This window comes from Clostridium paraputrificum, assembly GCF_900447045.1.
Lineage (GTDB): Bacteria > Bacillota > Clostridia > Clostridiales > Clostridiaceae > Clostridium > Clostridium paraputrificum.
On record NZ_UAWH01000014.1, the window covers coordinates 815527 to 839674 of the forward strand.

The following is a 24148-nucleotide window of genomic DNA, read 5'->3' on the forward strand; positions in this document are numbered from 1 at the left end:
CCTTTCTTTAGTATATATTATACCGTTTATTACCTCTTGTATATATATTTACTTAAATAATATAGTGTTAGTTAACTAATATTCTAAATATACATAATTAGGAATAGATTTAAAGTGGGAGGTGTTAAAGAATGTCAAGATCTAAGGTTATAAAAAGGTGTAAGATGTGTCATAAGATGAAGAGCTTATCGGATTATTATGTTGATAAAAACCAAGGAGACAAGCATAATGCAATTTGTAAACGATGTATAGATGAAATGAAAGGTAATTAAAGAAATATAAAAAGGCTGTACTATTGTTACAGCCCTTTTATTAGGTGGTTTCGTTTTTTTCATTCTTCATTTCCCAATAGATAAGTAGGGCAAGAAATCCTCTAAGTAAACTTACAGCAGCAATTATCCATAACTCATCTATATTTTTAATTAATACAGTCTTTAATATTTCTCCAGCTAGCTTAAATTCAAGCCCCATAGCTAGGTTATTAGCAAAGGTATACTTAATTGGATACTTCTTTTTACAAAATATACTCATTATATATTTATAAAAGGCAGAAACAGCACCTATAACAACTACTATTACTCCCATTAATTCTAAAAGATGTATCAAAACTGGTAAATAATTACTAAGTAATTCCTCTAACAAAAAAATCCCTCCTAAAATAACTATCACTGTAGTTTTTCACAAGAGAGAATAAAAAATTCATAAAATAAAAGGGAGCTTAGCATCCGGCGAAAGACAAACTAAGCTCCCAAGTAATTAGCACTATTGTACCAACTGCTCAATTAGAATAACACAGAATTTTAAATTATACAAGTGAAATTTTGTGTTTGTATTTCTTATATCTTAGTGTTATAAAATAATGTATAATTAAGAATTTTGAAAAGTAGGTACAGAATAATGAAAAAGTATAAAAGAGTTTATATTGAAATAACGAATGTATGCAATTTAAGTTGTAGTTTCTGCCCCTTAACAAAAAGGGCAAAAAGCTTTTTAGATGAGGAAAAGTTTGTACATATACTTAATGAGGTAAGTCCATACACTGATTATATATATCTTCATCTTATGGGTGAGCCTTTATTAAATCCTGGTTTAGAAGTGTTTTTAGATGAGGCATATAAGAGGGGTATAAAGGTTAACATAACAACAAATGGAACCCTTTTAAAGAAGAATAAAGAAATACTTCTCAATGCAAAGTCTCTAAGACAAGTTAATATTTCACTTCATAGTTTTGAAGCTAATGATAGTAAAATAACTTTTGAAGAATATTTTAATGATGTTTTAAGCTTTATAGATGAAGTAAATAGAACTACAGACATAATATGTTCAATGAGATTATGGAATTTTGATGGTGAGAAGACCAAGGGTGAAAATGAGTTGAATGAGAAAATAACCAAGCTTATCAATATGAAGTTTGGATATGAAGATGATGTAATGAAGGTTTTAGAGGAAAAGAGAAGGGTAAAGATAAAAGATAGAATATATTTAAATGGAGCAGAAAAATTTCAATGGCCAACTATGGAGATTGAACCATTAGGGGATAGTGGCTTCTGTCACGGATTAAGAGATCATTTTGGAATTTTGGTAGATGGAACTGTGGTTCCATGTTGCTTAGATGGGGAAGGGAATATACCTTTAGGTAATATTTATAATGAAAGTTTAAAATCTATTCTTGAGGGAGAGAGAGCTAGAAAGATATTTGATGGTTTCTCTTGTAGAAAGAGGGTAGAAGAGTTATGTAAAAGATGTGGTTATAGTGAGGTGTTTTCTAAATAGATATATATATAAACTAGGGTTAGCTTTAAAGCAATCCTAGTTTTTTATATATGTTAAGTAATATTTTATATGTATTTTTAAATTATGAGATGATACTATAAAATTGTAAAAATAGAAAACGTTTTCTTTAAAAGGATGATAGTTTTAAATTTTACTGTAAAAATAATATCAACTCATAAGGAGGAAAAAATGAAACGTATATTTCGAAAAGCAATAGTTTATTTTACTGTACTAGCAGTACTTATTTCAAATGTAAGTATTTCATCAGTAAAAGCTATGGAAAAAAGTGATGAAGGAATCATAGTTTATGCAAGTGATTATGGACTTGATTCAACAGGTGAAAAAGATAATGCTAAAGCTTTAGTTAATATGTTTGAAGCTATTAGGGAAATAGGTGAGAATGGGGATAAGGTTACTTTAAAGTTTGATAAAGGTATTTATCAAATTCATAAAGAGAATGCTCCAGTAAGAGAGGTACATACATCAAATACAGATAGTGTACGTTTTCCTAACAAATCAATTGGTATTTTAATTGAGAACCAAAATAATTTAACTATAGATGGAAATGGATCACAGTTTATTATTAATGGTGATATGATGGCCTTAGCTATTATGCACTCAGAGAATATAACAGTAAAAAATGTAAATATAGATTATCAAATTCCTACAACTTCTGAGATGACTGTGCTTGATTATGATAATGAAAATAAGACTATAGATTATTTTATTCCTGAATATCTTAATTATGAAATTCAAGGAGCGAATATTATATGGAAGTCAGAACAAAAATCTGATGGAGGGTACTATTGGACAGAAAAAAATGATCATCGTAATTATGGTATATCAGTAAAGTATCCAACAGAGTTAATGGGAAGATCATATTATTCAAATAGTAATCCATTTACAAATGCACAATCAATAGAGCAGCTAGATGATTCAAGAGTTAGAATTAAATACTCTTCAAACCCAGCATTTGAAGTTGTAAAGGGAATGAATTTTCAATTAGTATCAAACGCTGAGCGTCCAACAGCTGGTGCTTTTGTATGGGAAAGCAAAGATATTAATGTAATTAATACAAAGATATCATACATGCATGGATTTGGATTCTTAGTTCAAATGGCAGAAAACGTTTCTTTTGATGGTATACGTATGGAAACAGATATTGAAACAGGACGTAATACTTCAAGCTTTGCTGATGGAATTCATATTTCAGGTGCAAAGGGAAAGATAGAAATAAAAAATTCCTTCTTCAATAATACTCATGATGATCCTATCAATATTCATGGGACATTTACTCGTGTTGAAGAAAAGTTAGATAGCAATACATTGAGATTAAAATATATTCATAATCAACAAGGAGGATTTCCACAATATCATCCAGGAGATAAGGTGGTATTTTATAGTCGTGATACACTAGAATCAAGAGATGAAGAAAAGGAATATACAGTAAAAAGTGTAGAAGGACCATCAAAAGATAATCTTAAAGAGATGATTGTTGAATTTGAAGAAGAAGTACCAGATTATTTAACAGAGAAAGTTGGAAATGAACCAAAGTTTGTAGCTGAAAATGCAACATATACTCCAGAGATTTATATTAAAAACAACGAGTTTAAAAATGTATTTACTCGTATGATCTTAGCAACATCACGTAAGAAGATAGTTATTGAAGACAATTATTTTGAAGCTCCTTCAATGGCAACATTATTTTTCTCAAATGACTCTGATGAATGGTATGAATCAGGTCCAATTCGTGATCTAGAAATAAGAAATAATACATTTAAAATACGTAGCTTAGGTCGTACTTGGTGGAAGTATGCTCCAGCAATATATTTTCATCCAGTAACTAAAGGTGGAGGATTACCAGATGAATCCAACCCTATTCATAAGAATATTTTGATTGAAGAAAATAAGTTTTATTTAGAAAGTGATGGGGCTTTACGTGCTGAAAGTGTTGAGAATCTAACATTTAGAAATAATGAAATATATAGATTAGATCCAAGTGTTGATTTAAGTATAGAAGGTTCTAACAAATTATATGTAGGTAACAATAGCAATTTAGAACTAACTTATGATGGAAATGTTGTAACTGGTCCAACATCATTACCAGGAGGTCCAGAATCTAATTCAGGAACTGTAGCTAATGTATTAGAATTTAAAAATAGTAAAAATGTTGTTGTAGAAAACAATTATTATGATGATGGATTAAGAAAGAATGTATTAATTGAGGGGATGGATAGCAAAAATTTAAAGCTTAAAGATGATTTAAATGTACTAAATAATAGAGAAAAAACTGAACCTTCAGATGTTGTTAGTAATATACAATATGCATCAACTAATCATGAAGTGGTAAGTATTGATAGTAATGGGAAGATGACTGCAAACAAAGAAGGTACAGCAGAGGTATTTGCATATTATGTTTGGAATGGTACCATTATTGAGTCTAATAAGAAGGAAATAACAGTTTTAAGCTCTGAAAATACTTTCGAGAATGAATTGGAATTTAAATCAGAGGTAATTACTATTGATGGAGACGATGGTACAAGCTTTGAGTTTAAAGAAGATATTAATCCAAGTGAAGTAGAATATACAATTCATGATTCTCAAATTGTAAAATTAGAAGGAAACACCTTTTATGGTTTAAAAACAGGTTTAGCAAGAATTACAGTAAGATATAAGGGAAGTGAAAAAATAGTCTTTGCTATAGTAAATGGTAAAGATGATCAAAAGGTTTTAAACTCTTTAATAAATATTGAAGATAAAGATAGTAATTCAACTGCTTCAGATGATAGCATTACAATAACTCGTAAAGCAGGTAATGATTTGTGGGGAAGTGATAATACATTAAATAATTTAGTTACTATTGATTTGGAAAATGTTGATACTAATAATTTTACAGGGTTAGTAACAATTGATGGATTACCAGGACGTATGGCAAATAACTGGGACTCAGCATATTTCTTAATTATGAAAAAGAATGCAAATGGAACTGTTGATCGTAATAACTATTTATCTGTAGGTAAACGTGCTCATGCTGATGGATTTGGAACTGTTCATGAAGTTAATGCTATAGGAAGTGAGCATGCAACAGGGGATGTTAGTGAAAATGAAATTAAAAAAGCAACTTTTGCAATAGAAAAGCAAGGCAAAACAGTTAATTTATATTCTATAGTTGATGGCAAGAGGAATAAGGTACAAAGCGTTGATATATCAAGCTTTGGAGATGATCTTAAGCTTGCAGTTGCATGTTGGGGAGCTGGACAAACTAATAAAAATGTTACAGTTACAGATATTAAATTAGGAGAAGGAAATATTGATGAAGTTTTACTGAAGGATTCATTACCAATTATGACTAATGATGATTCTAAGTTTGTAATTTCTAATTTAAGTCATTCATCTGATAGTAATGATAATATTAATATTAGCTTTGATTCAACTCATAAAGGTAATAATATGTTAATAGTTAGTGAGCCTGGTAATAACACATATGTTGTAAGTGGAAATAGCTTTAAAGCTACAGAAAATGGAGAGTATAAGGTGTTTGCGGTATCGCAACTATCTAGTGGTAAATATTCAAATGTAATTAGTAAAACATTTAATTATAAGCCACAATCTCAAAAAGGCTTTTATCTAAATGGTATAAAAATAGTTGATGGAGATACCATTACTATACCAGAGGAGTTAACAAAGTTATATTTAATAAACTATGATAATAATACTAAGTCAGTAATAGATGTTACAGGTAAGGATACAGTTAGTGGCGATTTTGGAACTATTAAATTAGAGAAAATAAAAAGTAACAAAGCAGGAATTGAGTCAATTAATGCTGTTGGATATGGTGAAATTAATATATCAAGCAAAAATTCCTTTATTAATACTAATAAAAAAGATAATTCTATAACATTTAATGTTAAATTATCAGAAGGTACAGACAAGCTTTTAGCAAAGAATTATGACCATGGAATAAATTATGAAGTGGTTCAGAATGGAAATAATGCAAAGGTTACTGTTCCTGTTTATAATGGAGTAGTTAGTATTGATTTTGAAGCTGTTGCTAAGGATAGAGTAACTAAAGATGTTCATAGTGTTCATGTTATGCGTTATGCGGACATTTTAGAAGGATTTAATAAAATTGATGTTAATGGAAGTACTCTAGATATTTCAGAAGAGAAAGTTGATTTAGGTAACAAGACTAATAAAATTTCAGTTAAGGCAGATGCTAATGATGTAAATGCAGAAATAACAGTTATGAAGCGTAATAACAATGGACTTAATGAAATATCACAAGGTGTAGATACAGTAGTTGAAAATGGAGATGAGATCATTGTAAGAATAATCCATGAAAATAAACGTATGATGGAGTTTAAGACTCTTACAGTAGAAAATTCAAAGGAGCCTGAATTAGATATCAAGTCATTATTAGATTTAATAAAAGAAGCAGAAGATATTGACTTATCCAATAAAACAGAAGAAAGTAAGGTCAAATTCCTAGAAGTATTAGATGAAGTAAAAGCAGAAGTTAATGAAGGAATTACTTCTAGTGATGAATTGGAAGAATTAATAGATAAGCTTCAGAAGGCGATTAATGGTCTTGAAGATAAAGAAGAAACTCCAAATGGTGGGAGTAATGATGAAATTGAAGATGATAAAACAGAGTCATCAAATCCACCTAAAACAGGAGATGAAAGTTTGGGACTATTAGTACTTGCTCTAGTTGTATTAAGTGGAGTAACCATTATATTAATGAGCAGAGAAAAGTCTAGTAGTAAATAGAATATGATAAAGTTTTTTAAGTGAGCTGTGGCACTATATAATTAGTGCGCAGCCCTTTTTTATTCTTTAGGAAAATATAAAATCAAGGATAATAATTTTATAATTTCCTTACCTTTAGTAGGGGTGGGGGATATTTGCTTTGATGTGACTTGGAGATTGCACCGGAAGGAGCAAAATAAATATCCACCCACCCTTTTTATATCTAAAGATACTCCATATGTATTTTTTTAGTAATTGTTGCACACACTAAGCAAAATATTATTTTAGGAGTTTAGATTATGAAAAAAGAAAAAATAAGAATTGTGATTGATGGAATTGTTGTACTTTTATTATTTTTTTGTGGAACCTTAGTTTTTATAAATAAACCAACTGTAGAAGCTGTTAATAAGATGGATGAGCCAGAATATATGAAATTTGGTGTTCCACCAGAGGAAGAATTCTTAGAGGATGAAGAAAAACAAGATTATTATTTAGAAGATGAAAAATCTCAAGAAAATAAAGAAACGGAAGACTTTTATAAAGAATATGAAAAAGGTACATACTAATTTGTTTGATAGAACCACTGAAATGTAATATAATTCTCATAAAGTACAATTTATGGGGGAAGATATGGATTTCAAGAATATATCTAAGGAAAATAAAGTATATATAGTGTTTTTTATAGCGGGTATAATGTCTTTATTTATGGATTGGGTAAAGCTAGATTCTATAAGTTATAATGGCTTTCAGCAACAAGGGTGGATAATATTAATTCCACTTGCTTTTATACTATTTACTAAGCTAACAGGTAAATTATATAGTAGAGGATTTAATTTAGTACTATCTAGTGTAGTGTGTTTATTAACTATATTTTTCTTGTTTGATAAAACAGTGTACATAAATAATGAAGCCTATAACCTTGCAGCACTAGGATTACATATTATGGTGACTTGTACACTAGGTTATGTAGTTTTATCTATAAGGAGCTTTATAAAGGAAAAGAAATAATAAGCTGAGGGAGAGTACCTCAGCTTTTTTATTCTTTAGGAAATTATAATCGAAATTAAATTGTGGATAGCTTAAAGAGATTCTAATGTTAATAAAGTTTGTTTAATCCTAAAAAATAAGATATTAGCTATCTACCATAGTTCCACCATTAACATGTAAAACTTGCCCTGTAACATATGAAGAGTCTTCAGATGCAAGATAAACGTATGTTGGAGCAAGTTCATAAGGTTGGCCTGCACGCTTCATGGGAACATCTAGACCAAAGGTGGCCATTTTATCTGCTGAATAGCTTGAAACAATCAAAGGGGTCCAAATTGGACCAGGGGCAACTGCGTTTACACGTATACCTTTTTTGATAAGAGAATTTGATAGTGAGCGTGTGAAAGTTACAACGGCTCCTTTTGTAGAGGCATAATCAATTAAGTCTTCTGGACCTTTATATGCAGTTACAGATGCAGTATTAATAATAGCTGAGCCTGATTTTAAATGAGGAAGGGCAGCTTGTACAAGATAAAACATGGGAAAAATATTAACTTTATAAGTAAGTTCTAGCTGATATTGTGATATGCATTCTATTCCATTATCATGAGGAACTTGAACACCTGCATTGTTAATTAATATATCCAGTTTACCAAAGTGCTTTATGGTTCTATCTATAATTTTATGGCAAAACTCTTTTGAAGATATATCACCTTCTATTAATAAACATCTTGCACCATATTCTTCAACATAGGCTTTAGTGTATTTAGCATCATCTTCTTCATATAAGTAAGAAATGGCTAGGTCTGCCCCCTCTTTAGCAAAAGCTACAGCAACAGCACGACCTATACCACTGTCTCCACCAGTTATAAGTGCTACTTTTCCTCTTAATTTATCACTACCTTTATAATTAGGGTTATCAAAGATAGGAAGAGGGCGCATTATGGATTCTATTCCTGGTTGAATCATTTGATGTTGAGCAGGAAATTGTGGCTCGTAATAAGTACATTTAAAATCCCTATAATTATTCTCCAATACAGACATCTCCCAAATTAGTTCTTCTAATTAAGTATTTTATGAAAACTATTAAGAAATGGTTAGTTTATTTTAAATTATTTATTATATTGTATAAAAAGTTTTAGTTTATGAATACTAAATGGAGTTTCAGGCAATAATTGCTTATAGGGAGTTGATTATAATGAAAAAAGGAAGCAAAAAAATAATATTAGGTATACTGGCATTAACAAGTATTTTCTTAATTAGTTATATGGCTACTGATATATATATAAAAAGCAAAAACAAAGGGCAAGATACTAATCAAACATCTACAAATGCCAATGCAAGTAATAAGTATCTAAGTGATAATGTTAAAGTGGTATTACAAAAAAATGGTAGTAGAGAGGCTGAAAAGACCTTAGATGAAGTTATTGATGAATATGGATTAGAAGGAAGCATTACTCAGGATGAGTTAACAGAGGTTTTAAGTCAATATGGATATACTTTTGATGTAAGTACATCGGATACAGTATATTATAATAAGGACTTAAAATCTGAGCTAGAACCAAATAAATATTATATTGGAGAATATGAAGGGTACTTAGCAATATATAAGTCTAATGATAAGGGTGAATTAGAGATTGAAGATGAAAAAGCTGATGTCTATAGGAATGGAGCAAAATTCACCGATTTAAAACCATTAGACCAAGAGGCTATTAAAAAGTATCAATATGTATACGACACAAAAGAAGATGCAAAATTAGATTTGACAGGCATAAGTTAATATAGCTTAATACTTCTTTAATATATAGTGAAACTATTACAAATAAAGGTGTGAATTGAATGATTCACACCTTTATTATGTTTTTAAGTCCTTGAAAGATTATAGCTTAAATGATAAAGTATTAGGGGAACATACTTTCACTATGATTTCGGAGGAATAAATAATGTACGAGTATATAAAAGGTAAGTATATAGGTATAAATAAAGATTATATAGTAGTTGAAAACAATGGAATTGGATATAAAATATTTACTTCAGGAGCTACTATGGCGGAGTTGCCAAAATCAGGTGAAGAAGTAATGCTTTATGTAGAGCAAATAGTTAGAGAAGATTTTATAGGTCTTTATGGATTTATAGGTAAAGAAGAATTACAGATGTTTAAGTTATTACTAAGTATAAATGGGGTTGGGGCTAAGGCGGCTCTTTCTTTATTATCAATAAGTAGAGTAACTAACTTAAAGTATGCAATAATGATGGGTGATGAAAAACATATATGTAGAGCACCTGGAATAGGTAAAAAGACAGCGGGAAGAATCATATTAGAACTTCAAGATAAGCTTAAGAAGGAAGATATGGTTATTGATAAAGAACAAATGGATATGGATAATGACTTTAATGAGGATAATAACTATGCATCAACTTTAAGCGAAGTAATGGGAGCTTTATTAGCTCTTGGATACAGCGAAAAAGAAGCTGAGTTAGCATTAAAGAAGGTTAATAAGAATGATACTGTAGAAAATGTTATTAAGGAATGTTTAAAAGTATTAATGGGATAGGAGGATGAAATATGGAAAGAATAATTACTCCTGCCGAGTTAGAGGAAGATTCAAAGGGAGAATTAAGTCTTAGACCTCAAAAAATAAGTGAATATATTGGTCAAGATAAGGTTAAAGAGAGACTAGATATATTTATAAAAGCAGCTCAAAAAAGAGGGGAAGCTTTAGACCATGTTCTTTTATATGGACCTCCAGGACTAGGTAAAACTACTTTGGCTAATATTATTGCCAGGGAAATGGGGGGAGATTTAAAGATAACCTCAGGACCTGCAATTGAGAGAGCAGGGGACTTGGCAGCTATTTTAACATCTCTTAAAGATAACGATGTTTTATTTATTGATGAAATACATAGACTAAATAGAAGTGTAGAAGAAATACTTTATCCAGCAATGGAGGACTATGCACTTGACATAGTTATAGGCAAGGGAGCAGCAGCAAAATCTATAAGGTTGGATTTGCCACAGTTCACTTTAATTGGAGCAACTACAAGAATAGGAATGCTTACATCTCCACTTAGAGATAGATTTGGTGTATTATGTTCTATGGAATATTATACAGTGGAACAATTAAAGGAGATAGTAATTAGAAGTGCTTTAGTTTTTGGATGTAACATAACAGAAGAAGGAGCTATAGAAATAGCAAGAAGATCTAGAGGTACACCAAGAATAGCAAATAGGCTATTAAAGAGAGTTAGAGATTATTCAGAAGTATATTCAGATAACTTAATAAGCTTAAAAGAGGCTAGAGAAGCCTTAGGACTTTTAGAGGTAGACAATGAAGGCTTTGATAGGGTTGACAATAAAATTTTAGAGGCTATAATAGATAATTTTGGAGGAGGCCCTGTTGGAATTGAAACATTATCCTACTTTGTAGGTGAGGAACTTGGAACCCTTGAAGATGTTTATGAGCCTTATCTTCTTCAAAGAGGTTTTATGGTTAGAACACCTAGAGGGAGAGTTGCTACAGAAAAAGCATATAAGCACTTAGGAAGAGCAATGAATAAGAAAAATGTACATGAAGGACAAAAAAGTTTTTTCAATAGTTAGGAGAAGTGAAGGATATGAAGGTATCTGATTTTGATTTTTATCTTCCAGAGGAGTTAATTGCACAACATCCTCTAGAAAAGAGAGATACATCTAGATTAATGGTTTTAAACAAAGAAACTGGAGAGATAGAACATAAGAGATTTTATGATATTATTGATTATCTAGATAAGGGAGATACTTTAGTACTAAATAATACTAGGGTTTTGCCAGCTAGACTAATAGGAGAAAAGGAACATACAGGTGGTAAAATAGAGTTCTTACTTCTAAAAAGATTAGAGGGAGATAAGTGGGAATGCTTAGCTAAGCCTGGTAAAAGTGCAAGAGAAGGAAGAAGATTTACTTTTGGTGATGGTAAATTAAAGGCAGAAGTTGTTGAAGTTTTAGAAAATGGTAATAGAATAGTTCAGTTTTTCTATGAAGGAATATTTGAAGAGGTTTTAGATTCCTTAGGAGAAATGCCACTTCCACCATATATTCATGAAAGACTAGAAGATAAAGAAAGATATCAAACTGTATATTCTAAAGAAGAGGGATCAGCAGCAGCGCCAACAGCTGGGCTTCACTTTACAGAAGAATTATTACAAAAGATAAAAGATAAGGGAATAAATATTGCGTATGTAACTTTACATGTTGGTTTAGGTACTTTTAGACCAGTAAAGGTTGAAGATATAGAAAGTCATGATATGCATTCTGAGTTTTATGTATTAGATGAAGAAAATGCACAAATAATAAATGATACAAAGAAAAGAGGAAATAGAGTAATATCGGTAGGAACAACATCTACAAGAACTATAGAAACTATTGCAGATGATAATGGATTAGTTAAAGCTCAAACTGGATGGACAAATATTTTTATTTATCCAGGATACAAGTTTAAAACTATAGATAACCTAATTACAAATTTCCACTTGCCAGAATCAACACTTATTATGTTAGTATCAGCTTTAGCTGGAAAAGAGCATGTATTAAATGCTTATAATGAAGCAGTTAAAGAAAAGTATAGATTCTTCTCATTTGGAGATGCAATGTTTATAAAATAAGGAGTGAATTTTTTGTCAAAGAGATATACTTTACTAAAGAAGGATGGAAAAGCAAGAAGAGGTAGATTTGTTACGCCTCATGGAACAGTAGAAACACCAGTATTTATGAATGTTGGTACATTAGCAGCAATAAAGGGCGCTGTATCATCAATGGATTTAAAGGAAATAGGATGCCAAGTAGAGCTTTCAAATACATATCACCTTCATTTAAGACCTAGTGATAAGGTTGTATATAAAATGGGTGGATTACATGAATTTATGAATTGGGATAGACCAATACTTACGGATTCAGGTGGATTCCAAGTTTTCTCTTTATCAGGAATGAGGAAGATAAAGGAAGAAGGAGTTTATTTTAGTTCACATATAGATGGTAAGAAAATATTTATGGGACCTGAAGAATCAATGCAAATTCAAAGTAATCTTGCATCAACCATAGCCATGGCTTTTGATGAATGTATTCCAATACCATCAACAAGAGAATATGTTGAAAAGTCAGTAGCAAGAACAACTAGATGGCTTGAAAGATGCAAGGTGGAAATGGATAGATTAAATTCACTTCCAGAAACGATTAATAAGGAACAAATGTTATTTGGTATAAACCAAGGAGCAACATTTAAGGATATAAGAATAGAACATGCCAAAACTATTGCTAAGATGGATTTAGATGGATATGCTATAGGTGGTTTAGCAGTTGGAGAAACTCATGAAGAGATGTATGAAATTATAGATGCTGTTGTACCATACCTTCCAGAGGATAAGCCAATATATTTAATGGGAGTAGGAACTCCTGCTAATATCTTAGAGGCTGTTGATAGAGGGGTAGACTTCTTTGACTGTGTACTTCCTGCTAGAAATGGTAGACATGGGCATGTATTCACTAAAGATGGTAAGATTAATTTAATGAATGCAAAGTTTGAATTAGATAAGAGACCTATAGATGAAGGTTGTCAATGTCCAGCTTGTAAGAGTTATACTAGAGGATATATTAGACACTTATTTAAAGCTAAAGAAATGCTTGCTATGAGATTATGTGTATTACATAATTTATATTTCTATAATAAGCTTATGGAAGATATAAGAGCAGCTATTGATGGGGGCTATTACAAAGAGTTTAAAGAGCAAAAGCTAAAAGAGTGGAACATTAAAGCTTAATATTGACAAAGATAATAAAGAATTGTAAACTACTTTAAAAGGATGTTGAATTGGCATTCATAAGGTCAGTTTTACAAAAGGGAAGGAAGGAAATAAAAAATGGAGATAATAGCATCACTAGCACCTATGCTAATAGTATTTGTAGTATTTTATTTAGTACTACTATTACCAGAAAAGAAGAGAAAAAAGCAATATATGCAAATGTTAGATAACTTACAAGTTAATGATGAAATCATGACTAGAGGTGGAATAATAGGAAAGATAATTTCTCTTGATGGAGAAAACATGGTTCTTGAATCAGGTCCAGATAGAGCAAGATTAAAAATGACTAAAAATGCAATAGCAAATAAAATATATAAAGAAGACTAGAATAGTACCCCTTGATACTTCATAAAATTTAGTATCAGGGGGTGTTTTATATGGATGAAAATAGAAGTTTTGTAAAATCAGTTTTAAAGGGTTGGATTGGTGCAGTGCTATTAACATTTATGCTTATGTTAATATTATCTTTGGCTATGATTAAATTTGAGCTGAATGATAATATATATAGCATTATTTTTACAGTAATAACAGTAGTTTCTCTTGTTATAGGTGCAGTCCTTGCAGCAAGAAACAATGGAGAAAGGGGATGGCTTACTGGTGGTATAGTAGGTTTACTTTTCTTTGTATTTATATTTGTGTTTAGCTCTGTTATAAATGGAAGTTTTGCTTTTGATATAACACAAATATATAAGTTGATAGGCTGTTTTGGAGTTGGCACTATAGCAGGAATACTAGGGATAAATCTGTAAAAAATCTTTTATATATATTACCAATATGCTATAATGTAAAAATACAATGTGAAATTCGAACCTAGTACTGAGGAGGATAAAAATGAAGACAAAGGGCAAAAGTTCAGCATTATTTATACTTTGTACTTTAGCTATAATCTTATTTGCTTTTTTAGGTTATAAAGGAGCTGAAGTTGCAGGGTGGAGAATTAAACCGTTTTCGGAAACTATAACAAAGGGACTTGACCTTCAAGGTGGTGTTTCTGTTGTTATGGAAATTCAAGACGAAGAAGTAAGCAAGGAAGACTTAGAGAAAACAAAAGAACAATTATCTCTAAGAGTAAACAAAATAGGGGTAGCAGAAACAGTAGTTTCAACTGAAGGGGATAGAAGAATAAGAATTGATATTCCAGCACAAGTTGATTCGGGGAAAATAGTAGAAAGTTTGGGAAAAACTGGTGAGTTAACATTTAAATCTCCAAAAGGGGATGTTATCTTAACTGGTCAAGACGTAAATAAGGCTATAGCAACATCAGATGAAAATGGATTGCCACAAGTTGCACTAGAATTAAATGAAGAAGGAACTAAAAAGTTTGCTGATGCAACTAAAGAGTACTTAGGTCAATCAATTTCGGTTAATATGGATGATGAAGTTTTAACAAATCCAACGGTAAATAGCGTAATAACAAATGGTTCTGCGGTAATTACAGGAAGCAAAAGTGCAGATGATGCAAAGAGACTTGCAGGATTAATTAATGCAGGAGCTTTACCTGTTACTGTAAAGGCAGCTTCAGTAAAAACTGTAGGAGCACAACTTGGAGAAGAAGCACTTCCAAATGCTTTAAAAGCAGCTTTAATTGGTATAGGACTAATTTTTGTATTTATGATTATTTATTATAGAGTACCAGGAGCTATTGCTTGTTTAGCACTAACATTATTTATTGCATTAATATTATTCTTATTTGGTGAGATAGGTGTTACATTAACCTTACCTGGAATTGCAGGAGTTCTATTGACCATAGGTATGGCTGTAGATGCTAATGTACTAATCTTTGAAAGAATAAGAGAAGAGCTTAAAAAAGGTGTGTCAATTAGAAGTGCTGTAGAAAAGGGATTTGAAAATGCAACATCATCAATAATGGATTCCAATATTACAACTATCATAGCAGCTTTAGTACTTTACTTCCTAGGATCAGGAACAGTAAAAGGTTTTGCTATAACTTTACTAGTAGGTATAGTAGTAAGTTTATTTACAGCATTGATTGTTACTAAATTCTTTATGCATAAGGCTGTAGAAATGGGATTACTAACAAAACTATCTCAGTTCAGAGTGAAGAGGGGGTAGAGAGTTATGCTTAAGGTTGTAGAAAAAAAGAAGATATGGTTTAGTATTTCAGCTATTATAATAGCAATTGGGTTAATTGCTATGTTTACTAAAGGTTTAAACTTCGGAATAGATTTTGAAGGTGGAACTAATATAATTTTAAAGTTTGATGAAGAGTACAATAAAGAGGATGTAGACTCTATAGTTAAAGGATTTGCATCTGATGCAGTAACAAATACTGCAGAAAATAATGAGTATGAAATTAAATCAAAGAATTTTGAGAGCAAAGATGTTTCTAAGTTAGTAGAAGAATTAAAGAAAAAATATAAGATGCCAGAAAATGCTATTGTATCTCAAGAGGAGATTGGAGCTTCTATAGGTAAGGAATTAAGAGTCAATTCTTTAAAAGCCTTAGCTATAGCATTTGTAGCTATGCTTATATATATAGCAGTAAGATTTGAATTTAAGTTTGGTGTTATTGCACTAATAGCCTTAGCGCACGACTTATTAATAACTATAAGTGTATTTGCAGTGTTTGGTATTTCTATTAATTCACCTTTTATAGCTGCAGTATTAACAATAGTAGGTTATTCTATAAATGCAACAATAGTAATTTTTGATAGAATAAGAGAAAACCTAAAACTATCGGGAAGAACTTCTGCAGCAGAAGTTGCTAACAAAAGTGTAACTCAAACTATGGCAAGGTCAATAAATACTACATTAACTACTTTATTTACTATAGTAGCTGTGTATATATTTGTACCTACTGTAAGAGGATTCTCTCTCCCAATAATAATTGGTATAATTTCAGGATTATTCTCGTCAGTATTTATAGCACCTTCTTTATGGGTACTTGTTACAGAAAAAAAGAAAAAATCTAAATAATAAAAAAGTTTTCAGCCTAAAGTAGGTTGAAAACTTTTTTTATTGTTTTCTTACCTTTATTATTAAGGGGATAGATATTTATTTTTATGTTATTTGGAGCTTGCCACGGAAGGAGAAAAATAAATATCCACCTTACCATTTTGAAGAATGTGATTTATATTTAATTAAATTATCATAAAAACACATACTATATGTAGAATAAAAAAAATAGAAAGCACAATTTGTAGTGTGCGTGTAAATACTTAAAAAAATGGTTTGATATTATGACTGTTTTCATCTATAATATAGTTGTTTTCTTATTTTATGGAGGAGTAAGTCATGCGTAAGTTTTGGGAGAGTATTTATTGTCCAAATTATATAACTGGATATAATCCCTTTTTACTTAGACATATGAATAAAGCGATTGAAAAGTTAGTTTACGCTGTAAATAATAGAAAAAAGATTGTTATTTATGGTGTGTCTTCAGTAGATGGAATATGTTCTATTGCATCCTTAAGTTTAATTTTAATGTATTTAAATGCGGATGTTGAATATCTTATATATGAAGAGGAAGATGCTAAAAAATCTATAGATTGCAATAATATAAAAAATGATATTGATTTTTTAGGAGCTGATTTACTTATAACACTTGGAGTTGATTTGAAGTCGGAGAGTGAGGTAAAGCTTTGCAATGAGCTTGATATAGATCTAATTGTTTTACAAAATAAAAAGACAGTTAGAGAAAGAAGCTATGTCTATATAAATCCGAACCAAAAGGGGTGTCAGTACAGGTATAAGAACCTGTCTTTAAGTGCGTTAACTTTTAAGCTAATGCAAGCTATTGCAATCTACTATAATCTAAAGAGTATTAATAAATATTTAGATTTGATTTTAATAGGTGCACATTGGGCAAAAGTACCTCTTAAAGGTGAAAACGGAGTTATAATAAAAGAGGGGAAAAAGTTTTTAATTAATACTAATAACTATGGTTTAAGGGCTGTTATGGAGTTAAATAATATAGTAGAGTTGGATGATAATAGCATCGTTAAGATCATAGAACTTATTACTCCAGCAGGAAGCACTGTAGGAATGGTTAATAATGCACGTATTATACTTGAATTATTAATAACAAATGATAAGGATAGAGCTGAACAAATTTCTAAATACTTATATAACTTAAAAAAGCCTGAAGAGTAGTAAATAATTTACGCTTTGATAAAGTAGAATAGGCGATTTTTATATAAATAATATTTTTGGAGGAAGCAGTATGAATTTAAAAGATAGTATTAGAGTGGTAGAGGGTTTCCCAAAAGAAGGTATAAGCTTTAAAGATATCACTACTTTAATTGGTGATGGAGAAGCTTTAAAGTGCTCAATTGATAAAATTGTAGAACACTTAAAGGATAAAAACGTTGATTTAATAGTAGGACCAGAAGCTAGAGGCTTTATTTTTGGTGTTCCAGTAGCTTATGCTCTAGGTGTTGGGTTTGTGCCAGTAAGAAAGCCAGGAAAACTACCATGTGAAACAGTATCTGTTGACTATGGTTTAGAATACGGTAATGATACTTTAGAAATTCATAAAGATGCAATAAAAAAAGGTCAAAGGGTTGCAATAGTAGATGATCTTCTAGCTACAGGAGGAACTATTGAAGCAGTTGCTAAGCTAGTAGAAACTGTTGGTGCTGAAGTAGTAGCTTTAGATTTTGCTATTGAACTTACAGGTCTAAATGGAAGAGAAAAATTACAAGGATATGATGTAATGTCTCTAGTTGATTACGAGTTTTAATTTGTTGAAAAAGATAGGATAATAATATATAATAATATTTATTAAGAATGGCTGGTTAGTATAAACCAGCCATTGATTTTAGAAATAAATAGCTAGGGGAGAGTAAGCCTTATGATTGAGAGCTTAATAAAAAAGATTAATGACAATTGTATAAACGTTGATATAGATATAATAGAAAAAGCTTATAACTTTGCTAGTGAAGCTCATAAATCTCAAAAGAGAGAATCAGGTGAACCCTATATAATTCATCCTATTGATGTGGCAGAAATTCTTGCGGAGCTTGGTATGGATACAAATACTATTGCGGCAGGACTATTACATGATGTGTTAGAAGATACTGATTGTACTTATAAAGAAATGTCTGATATGTTTAATGAGGAAATTGCAAGTTTAGTAAATGGAGTAACTAAGCTTGGTAAAATAGAGTATAAAAGTAAACAAGAACAGCAAGCAGATAATGTTAGAAAAATGCTTTTAGCAATGGCTAAAGATATAAGGGTTATTATTATAAAACTTGCAGATAGATTACATAATATGAGAACTTTAAAGTTCATGTCTAAAGAAAAACAAAAGCTTAAAGCAAAAGAAACTCTAGATATATATGCACCTCTTGCCCATAGACTTGGTATGTCTAAGATTAAGTGGGAATTAGAAGACCTTTCTTTTAGATATTTACATGAAGAAGAATACTATGATTTAGTAAGACAAATTGCAGAAAAAAGAGTAGAGAGAGAAGCGTATATTTCTAGTATAATTGATGATTTATATAAGAATTTAGAGGAATCTGGAATAGATTCTGATATTGAAGGAAGACCAAAGCATTTTTATAGTATTTATAGAAAAATGGTTAATAAGAGTAAGACCATAGAACAAATTTTTGACTTAACAGCTATTAGAATTTTGGTAAATTCAGTAAAGGATTGTTATGGTGTTTTAGGTATAGTTCATACTATATATAAACCAATACCAGGAAGATTTAAGGATTATATAGCAATGCCTAAACCAAATATGTATCAATCTTTACATACAACTGTAATTGGACCACAAGGAAAAACATTTGAAATACAAATAAGAACTTTTGACATGCATAAAACTGCTGAATATGGTATTGCTGCTCACTGGAAGTACAAAGAAGGTGATGCAGGTGAAGATAAAGAAAAGGGCTTTGAGAAGAAGCTTGCTTGGCTTAGAGATATGCTTGAGTGGCAAAAGGAAACATCAGATGCTGAAGAATTTATGGAAGGATTTAAAATAGATCTTTTCTCTGATGAAATATTTGTATTTACTCCTAAAGGTGTGGTTATAAATTTAGCAAGTGGATCTACACCAATAGATTTTGCTTATAGAATACATACTGATGTTGGAAATAGATGCATAGGTGCAAAAGTTAATGGAAAAATTGTTCCTTTAGATTATAAGCTAAAGACTGGAGAGATAGTTGAAATAATTACATCTCAATCAGCCAAGGGACCTAATATGGATTGGCTTAATATAGCAAAGAGTAATCAAGCTAAAAGTAAAATAAAGTCTTGGCTTAAAAAGGCTAAAAAGGATGAAAATATAAATAAAGGTAAAGAACTTCTTGAAAAAGAATTAAGAAAACAAGGAGTTGTATTATCAGAAATCACTAAGGGTGATTCATATGAAAGACTTGCAAAAAGATATAATTTACATAATTCTGATGATATTTATGCTGCAGTTGGAGTAGGAAGCATATCTGCTTCTGCCTTTGTATCTAGATTAAAAGAAGAAAATTTAGGTGACAAAGTTAAGCAATCTGACGAAGAAATAGCTAAAAATATTGAGGAGCACATTGCAAAAAGTGATAGGGTTTCTAAGAATGAAAGTAGTTATGGAATTACAGTAAAAGGTGAAAGTAATCTTATGATTAGGTTTGCAAGGTGTTGCAATCCTGTACCAGGTGATGAAATACAAGGATATATTACAAAGGGCAGAGGAGTGTCCGTACATAGAACTGATTGTAGTAACTTAAAATCTTTAATTGACTATGACCCTAATAAAGTTGTAGATGTAAGTTGGGGAATGTCAAAGGGTGCTTCATATGTTGCAGAGGTTAGAGTTAAATCTGACGATAGAATGGGAGTATTATCTGATATTATGAAGGTAATAACAGATTCAGGGTTACATTTAAATGCTTTAAATGCCAATTCTGCTAAAGGAAATGAAGCGTTAATTAATATAAAGGTGAAAATAGATTCTGTAGAACAACTTAGGGAACTTATGAAAAAGATAAGAAGACTTAAAGGTGTTACAGATGTATTTAGAGTTAATAGTTAGGAGCGCTATATAATGAGAGCTGTTGTACAAAGAGTTAAAAAGTCAAGAGTTATTGTTGAAGGTAGATTAGTTGGAGAAATAAATAAAGGGTTTAATGTCCTTTTAGGAATATCTAAAGAGGATACAATAGAGGACTTGAAATATATAAAAGATAAAATTATTAACTTAAGAGTGTTTGAAGATGAAAATGATAAAATGAACCTTTCTCTTTTAGATATAAAGGGGGATATTCTTGCAATTTCTCAATTTACTCTTTATGGTGATTGTAGAAAAGGTAGAAGACCTAATTTTATGAATGCTATGGGTGGAGATGAGGCAAAAGCACTATATGAAGAATTCGTGAAAATGCTAAAAGAATCTGGCTTAAAGATAGAAACGGGAGAGTTTGGAGCTCATATGAATGTTGAAATTGAAAATGATGGGCCAGTGACAATTCTATTAGATAGCAAAAAAGAATTTTAAGGGAGGAATTTATAGTGATAATAAAAGCAATACCAGCTGGAATATATGATGCAAATTGTTATATAGTGATGGATGAAAAAACAAAGGATGCAGTAGTGTTAGATCCAGGTGGAGATGGAGAAATGCTAGAAAGAGCTATAAAAGATATGAAAGCAAATGTTAAGAGTATTCTTTTAACTCATGGGCATATGGATCATGTAGGTGGTGTAGAGTATTTATCAGATAAACTAAATGTTCCATTCTATATATCTAAAATAGATGAAGAATACATGGAGAAAGACAATTATGTATTTGGATCCATTAGAAATGCTAACGGATATTTAGAGGATGGCAATGCTTTATATTTTGGAAGCTTAAATATAAAAGTAATAGCTACTCCAGGTCATACAAAGGGTGGCTTATGCTTCTTAATAGAGGATAAACTATTTACAGGGGATACCTTGTTCCAAGGCTCTATAGGAAGAACTGACTTTATAGGAGGAAGTTTTCCAGAGATTATAGATAGTATAAAGACTAAATTATTACCTCTTGGTGATGAAATAGAAGTATATCCAGGGCATGGATCTAAGTCATCTATAGGATATGAAAAAGGATACAATATGTATTTAAATGACTATGATAGTTTAATATAGGAGAAAAAATGGATATAAATATTAAATTAAACGATCTAAAATATAGATATGATGTTTATCAAATGTTTAATATATATTTCCCTCTAGACAAAATTAACTTTTCAGAGCTAGAGGGAGATTATCATGTTGAAATAACTGATGATAGGATTAAGTTTTCTTATAATGATATAAATAGAGAAGAATATAAAAATGATAATGAATATTATAAGGAAACTATAAAAAAAGTAATATTTAAAGCTTTAAGAGATATTACTGGAGATGAATATCCTTGGGGAACCTTAGTTGGTATTAGACCATCTAAGATTGCTCTTAAACATTTAAGAGAAGGGAAAAGTGAAGAAGAGGTAAAAGAAATATTCTTTGAAAAGCATATAACTTCAGAAGAAAAAGCTCAGCTTTGTATAGATGTAGCTGAATTTGAAGATAAGTATGTAAATAAAGATCCTAAGAATATTGCTATTTATGTTGGAATGGCCTTTTGTCCTACAAGATGTCTTTACTGTTCCTTTGCAGCTAATCCAATCAGTGGAAATAAAAAATTAGTTAATCCATATTTAGAGGCACTTACATATGAAATCGAAGAAATTAGGAAATATGCAGATGAAAAAGGATTAAGGATTGAATCTGTTTATTTTGGAGGAGGCACTCCAACAGCTGTAGATGATGATGAATTTGAAAACTTAATGAATAAAATATATAATTCATTTGTAGAAAATAGAGAATTAAAAGAGTTTACAGTGGAGTGTGGAAGACCAGATTCTATTACATTAAACAAGCTTCAAACAATGAAGAAGTATGATGTAACAAGAATTAGTATCAATCCTCAGACTATGAATGATGAAACCCTAAAGTTAATAGGTAGGGGACATACTTCACAAGATATAATAGATAAGTTCAAAATGGCTAGGGAGCTTGGCTTTGAAGATATAAATATGGATATGATAATAGGACTACCAGGGGAGGGCCTTCAGGAGGCTAAGATTACAGCTAGAGAAATTAAAAAGCTTTCACCTGATAGCTTAACTATACATGGACTATCTCTTAAAAGAGGTTCTATAATGTATGAGAACTTTATTCTTAAAAAAGGCTTAGGTTTAAAAAGCCAAGAAGAGATAATGAAGATGTATGAAGAGAGTAAAAATCTTGCCAAGGAATTAGAATTAACCCCATATTATATGTATAGACAAAAAAATATGGTTGGAAATATGGAGAATTTGGGTTATTCTAAGAAGGGTAAAGAGTGTATCTATAACATCCAAATGATAGAGGATAAGCAAACAATTATAGCCTTAGGAGCAGATGCTGTTACTAAAGTTGTTTTCTTAGAAAATGATAGAATAGAAAGATTTGGCAATGTTAAAGATATTAAGGAATATGTAAATAGAATAAAAGAAATGGTAGATGGTAAGATTGCTTTACTAGATACTTTGTATAAATAAGGAGGATTAATATGGCAGAAATGCAAGCACCTAAGGGTACTAAAGATATGTTGCCTCAAGATGCATATAAGTGGCACTATGTAGAAAATACATTTAAAGATACAGCAAAAAACTTTGGCTTAAAAGAGATAAGAACTCCTATTTTTGAACATACAGAGCTTTTCTTAAGAGGAGTTGGAGATACAACTGATATAGTACAAAAGGAAATGTATACTTTTGAAGATAAAGGAAAGAGAAGTGTTACCTTAAAACCAGAAGGTACAGCACCTATAGTAAGAGCTTTTATAGAAAATAGACTATTTAATGAAGCTCAACCTACTAAGCTATACTATGTAATTCCTTGTTTTAGATATGAAAATGTTCAAAAGGGAAGACTTAGACAATTCCACCAATGTGGTGTTGAAGTATTTGGTTCTAAGGAACCATCAATGGATGCAGAAGTTATAGCATTTGCTATGGAAGTTTTAAAGAATCTTGGATTAAAAGGACTAAAGCTTAATATAAACAATTTAGGTTGTCCAAAGTGTAGACCTAATTACAATGAAGCTTTAAAGAACTTCTTAAAGGAAAACTATGATAATTTATGCCCTACATGTAAGGAAAGATTTGAAAAGAATCCTATGAGAATTTTAGATTGTAAGGAAAAGAAGTGTAAGGAAATTACTAAGAGTGCACCTATAATATTAGATTTTATGTGCGAAGAATGTGATACTCACTTTACTAAGGTAAAAGAGTACTTAGATTTATTAGGAATTCCATATGCAGTTGATCCAGGAATAGTTAGAGGATTAGATTATTACACTAAGACTATCTTTGAAATCTTAAATGATGACTTCACAGCTATAGGTGGAGGAAGATATGATAATATGATAGAAGAACTTGGTGGTCCTAGCATGCCAGCAGTTGGATTTGCAATGGGTATTGAAAGATTGATAATGGCTCTTGATAAGGAAGGTATAGAAATTCCAAGTAATGAGGGTTATGCTTTATATATAGGATCAAGAGGGGATGAAGCATATAAAGCTGGATTTAAGCTTGCTAATGATTTAAGAAGCAAAGGTGTAGCTGTTGAAATAAATCATATGGGTAGAAGTGTTAAAGCAGAAATGAAATATGCTAATAAAATTGGTGCTAAGTTTACTACAATCTTAGGTGATGATGAATTAGCTAACAATGTAATAAAGCTTAAGAGAATGAGTGATGGTGAAATATTTGAAGTATCACTTGAAAATATAGATGAAATTGCAAACACACTTAAGTAAGAAAGGAAT

At 30.7% G+C, this 24148-nt stretch carries 23 protein-coding genes; 21 read left to right on the forward strand and 2 right to left on the reverse strand.

The annotated features are described in order from the left end of the window. The first annotated feature begins 131 nt into the window (after positions 1-131). Positions 132-272 carry a hypothetical protein gene (locus DR024_RS17695; protein WP_155849328.1) on the forward strand — a complete coding sequence of 47 codons (141 nt, stop codon included), beginning with the start codon at positions 132-134 and terminating at the stop codon, positions 270-272. 40 nt (positions 273-312) lie between these two features. Here DR024_RS17695 and DR024_RS08850 read toward each other — a convergent pair whose 3' ends face one another. Further along, on the reverse strand, positions 313-642 hold the full coding sequence (locus tag DR024_RS08850; protein WP_055253596.1) for a DUF1622 domain-containing protein: 330 nt from the start codon (positions 640-642) through the stop codon (positions 313-315). Positions 643-897: 255 nt separating this feature from the next. Here DR024_RS08850 and DR024_RS08855 point away from each other — a divergent pair, with 255 nt between their 5' ends. From DR024_RS08855 to DR024_RS08870, 4 genes are all read left to right on the forward strand, one after another. Continuing rightward, the gene (locus tag DR024_RS08855) at positions 898-1773 is read left to right on the forward strand and encodes a radical SAM/SPASM domain-containing protein (protein WP_027099628.1); all 876 of its coding nucleotides are present in this window, start codon (positions 898-900) and stop codon (positions 1771-1773) included. A 189-nt stretch (positions 1774-1962) separates the two neighbouring features. Next, positions 1963-6543 carry an alpha-1,3-galactosidase-related protein gene (locus DR024_RS08860; protein ID WP_172458933.1) on the forward strand — a complete coding sequence of 1527 codons (4581 nt, stop codon included), beginning with the start codon at positions 1963-1965 and terminating at the stop codon, positions 6541-6543. Between the two features lie 278 nt (positions 6544-6821). Next, positions 6822-7088, forward strand: a complete 267-nt coding sequence (locus DR024_RS08865; protein WP_027099629.1) for a hypothetical protein — start codon at positions 6822-6824, stop codon at positions 7086-7088. 64 nt (positions 7089-7152) lie between these two features. Further along, positions 7153-7530, forward strand: coding sequence for a hypothetical protein (locus tag DR024_RS08870; protein ID WP_027099630.1), 378 nt, complete (start codon positions 7153-7155; stop codon positions 7528-7530). A 123-nt stretch (positions 7531-7653) separates the two neighbouring features. On the opposite strand, the gene DR024_RS08875 is transcribed toward DR024_RS08870, so the two are convergent. Next, positions 7654-8544: an SDR family oxidoreductase gene (locus DR024_RS08875; RefSeq protein WP_242829742.1), complete on the reverse strand. Its 891-nt coding sequence runs from the start codon at positions 8542-8544 to the stop codon at positions 7654-7656. Positions 8545-8707: 163 nt separating this feature from the next. Between DR024_RS08875 and DR024_RS08880 the strand changes: the two genes are divergently transcribed. From DR024_RS08880 to hisS, 16 genes are all read left to right on the forward strand, one after another. After that, positions 8708-9289, forward strand: a complete 582-nt coding sequence (locus DR024_RS08880) for a hypothetical protein (protein WP_111918552.1) — start codon at positions 8708-8710, stop codon at positions 9287-9289. A gap of 163 nt (positions 9290-9452) precedes the next feature. Next, entirely contained in the window at positions 9453-10064 is a 612-nt protein-coding gene (gene ruvA, locus DR024_RS08885; protein ID WP_027099633.1) for a Holliday junction branch migration protein RuvA, read from the forward strand. 11 nt (positions 10065-10075) lie between these two features. Then, entirely contained in the window at positions 10076-11110 is a 1035-nt protein-coding gene (gene ruvB, locus DR024_RS08890; RefSeq protein WP_111918554.1) for a Holliday junction branch migration DNA helicase RuvB, read from the forward strand. Positions 11111-11124: 14 nt separating this feature from the next. Then, on the forward strand, positions 11125-12150 hold the full coding sequence (gene queA, locus DR024_RS08895) for a tRNA preQ1(34) S-adenosylmethionine ribosyltransferase-isomerase QueA (RefSeq protein WP_027099635.1): 1026 nt from the start codon (positions 11125-11127) through the stop codon (positions 12148-12150). 12 nt (positions 12151-12162) lie between these two features. After that, positions 12163-13302, forward strand: a complete 1140-nt coding sequence (gene tgt / locus DR024_RS08900) for a tRNA guanosine(34) transglycosylase Tgt (RefSeq protein WP_027099636.1) — start codon at positions 12163-12165, stop codon at positions 13300-13302. A 99-nt stretch (positions 13303-13401) separates the two neighbouring features. Further along, positions 13402-13671, forward strand: a complete 270-nt coding sequence (gene yajC / locus DR024_RS08905) for a preprotein translocase subunit YajC (protein ID WP_027099637.1) — start codon at positions 13402-13404, stop codon at positions 13669-13671. 50 nt (positions 13672-13721) lie between these two features. Then, on the forward strand, positions 13722-14093 hold the full coding sequence (locus DR024_RS08910; protein WP_034867032.1) for a TIGR04086 family membrane protein: 372 nt from the start codon (positions 13722-13724) through the stop codon (positions 14091-14093). 82 nt (positions 14094-14175) lie between these two features. Further along, positions 14176-15417: a protein translocase subunit SecD gene (gene secD / locus DR024_RS08915; protein ID WP_027099639.1), complete on the forward strand. Its 1242-nt coding sequence runs from the start codon at positions 14176-14178 to the stop codon at positions 15415-15417. Between the two features lie 6 nt (positions 15418-15423). Further along, positions 15424-16281, forward strand: a complete 858-nt coding sequence (secF, locus tag DR024_RS08920) for a protein translocase subunit SecF (RefSeq protein ID WP_027099640.1) — start codon at positions 15424-15426, stop codon at positions 16279-16281. Between the two features lie 318 nt (positions 16282-16599). After that, entirely contained in the window at positions 16600-17457 is an 858-nt protein-coding gene (locus DR024_RS08925) for a DHH family phosphoesterase (RefSeq protein ID WP_027099641.1), read from the forward strand. A gap of 70 nt (positions 17458-17527) precedes the next feature. Beyond that, positions 17528-18046 (forward strand): adenine phosphoribosyltransferase, encoded by a 519-nt coding sequence (locus tag DR024_RS08930; protein ID WP_027099642.1) that lies wholly within the window; start codon positions 17528-17530, stop codon positions 18044-18046. 111 nt (positions 18047-18157) lie between these two features. Next, a complete protein-coding gene (locus DR024_RS08935) occupies positions 18158-20344 on the forward strand; it encodes a RelA/SpoT family protein (RefSeq protein WP_027099643.1) in 2187 nt (728 codons plus the stop codon). Between the two features lie 12 nt (positions 20345-20356). Beyond that, positions 20357-20806 carry a D-aminoacyl-tRNA deacylase gene (gene dtd / locus DR024_RS08940; RefSeq protein ID WP_027099644.1) on the forward strand — a complete coding sequence of 150 codons (450 nt, stop codon included), beginning with the start codon at positions 20357-20359 and terminating at the stop codon, positions 20804-20806. Between the two features lie 14 nt (positions 20807-20820). Further along, positions 20821-21438 carry an MBL fold metallo-hydrolase gene (locus tag DR024_RS08945; protein ID WP_111918556.1) on the forward strand — a complete coding sequence of 206 codons (618 nt, stop codon included), beginning with the start codon at positions 20821-20823 and terminating at the stop codon, positions 21436-21438. A gap of 8 nt (positions 21439-21446) precedes the next feature. Beyond that, positions 21447-22877 (forward strand): coproporphyrinogen III oxidase, encoded by a 1431-nt coding sequence (locus DR024_RS08950; RefSeq protein WP_111918558.1) that lies wholly within the window; start codon positions 21447-21449, stop codon positions 22875-22877. A gap of 11 nt (positions 22878-22888) precedes the next feature. Further along, positions 22889-24139, forward strand: coding sequence for a histidine--tRNA ligase (hisS, locus tag DR024_RS08955; RefSeq protein WP_111918560.1), 1251 nt, complete (start codon positions 22889-22891; stop codon positions 24137-24139). The last annotated feature ends 9 nt before the right edge of the window (positions 24140-24148 follow it).

What these genes read in the sequence shown, in the direction of transcription:
- yajC (WP_027099637.1), top strand. Translation starts at nt 13,402, where the DNA reads ATGGAGATAATAGCATCACTAGCACCTATGCTAATAGTATTTGTAGTA.
- DR024_RS08860 (WP_172458933.1), top strand. Translation starts at nt 1,963, where the DNA reads ATGAAACGTATATTTCGAAAAGCAATAGTTTATTTTACTGTACTAGCA.
- DR024_RS08870 (WP_027099630.1), top strand. Translation starts at nt 7,153, where the DNA reads ATGGATTTCAAGAATATATCTAAGGAAAATAAAGTATATATAGTGTTT.
- DR024_RS08925 (WP_027099641.1), top strand. Translation starts at nt 16,600, where the DNA reads ATGCGTAAGTTTTGGGAGAGTATTTATTGTCCAAATTATATAACTGGA.
- ruvB (WP_111918554.1), top strand. Translation starts at nt 10,076, where the DNA reads ATGGAAAGAATAATTACTCCTGCCGAGTTAGAGGAAGATTCAAAGGGA.
- dtd (WP_027099644.1), top strand. Translation starts at nt 20,357, where the DNA reads ATGAGAGCTGTTGTACAAAGAGTTAAAAAGTCAAGAGTTATTGTTGAA.
- DR024_RS08880 (WP_111918552.1), top strand. Translation starts at nt 8,708, where the DNA reads ATGAAAAAAGGAAGCAAAAAAATAATATTAGGTATACTGGCATTAACA.
- DR024_RS08910 (WP_034867032.1), top strand. Translation starts at nt 13,722, where the DNA reads ATGGATGAAAATAGAAGTTTTGTAAAATCAGTTTTAAAGGGTTGGATT.
- secD (WP_027099639.1), top strand. Translation starts at nt 14,176, where the DNA reads ATGAAGACAAAGGGCAAAAGTTCAGCATTATTTATACTTTGTACTTTA.
- DR024_RS08865 (WP_027099629.1), top strand. Translation starts at nt 6,822, where the DNA reads ATGAAAAAAGAAAAAATAAGAATTGTGATTGATGGAATTGTTGTACTT.
- DR024_RS08935 (WP_027099643.1), top strand. Translation starts at nt 18,158, where the DNA reads ATGATTGAGAGCTTAATAAAAAAGATTAATGACAATTGTATAAACGTT.
- ruvA (WP_027099633.1), top strand. Translation starts at nt 9,453, where the DNA reads ATGTACGAGTATATAAAAGGTAAGTATATAGGTATAAATAAAGATTAT.
- hisS (WP_111918560.1), top strand. Translation starts at nt 22,889, where the DNA reads ATGGCAGAAATGCAAGCACCTAAGGGTACTAAAGATATGTTGCCTCAA.
- DR024_RS08930 (WP_027099642.1), top strand. Translation starts at nt 17,528, where the DNA reads ATGAATTTAAAAGATAGTATTAGAGTGGTAGAGGGTTTCCCAAAAGAA.
- DR024_RS08855 (WP_027099628.1), top strand. Translation starts at nt 898, where the DNA reads ATGAAAAAGTATAAAAGAGTTTATATTGAAATAACGAATGTATGCAAT.
- queA (WP_027099635.1), top strand. Translation starts at nt 11,125, where the DNA reads ATGAAGGTATCTGATTTTGATTTTTATCTTCCAGAGGAGTTAATTGCA.
- DR024_RS08950 (WP_111918558.1), top strand. Translation starts at nt 21,447, where the DNA reads ATGGATATAAATATTAAATTAAACGATCTAAAATATAGATATGATGTT.
- DR024_RS17695 (WP_155849328.1), top strand. Translation starts at nt 132, where the DNA reads ATGTCAAGATCTAAGGTTATAAAAAGGTGTAAGATGTGTCATAAGATG.
- secF (WP_027099640.1), top strand. Translation starts at nt 15,424, where the DNA reads ATGCTTAAGGTTGTAGAAAAAAAGAAGATATGGTTTAGTATTTCAGCT.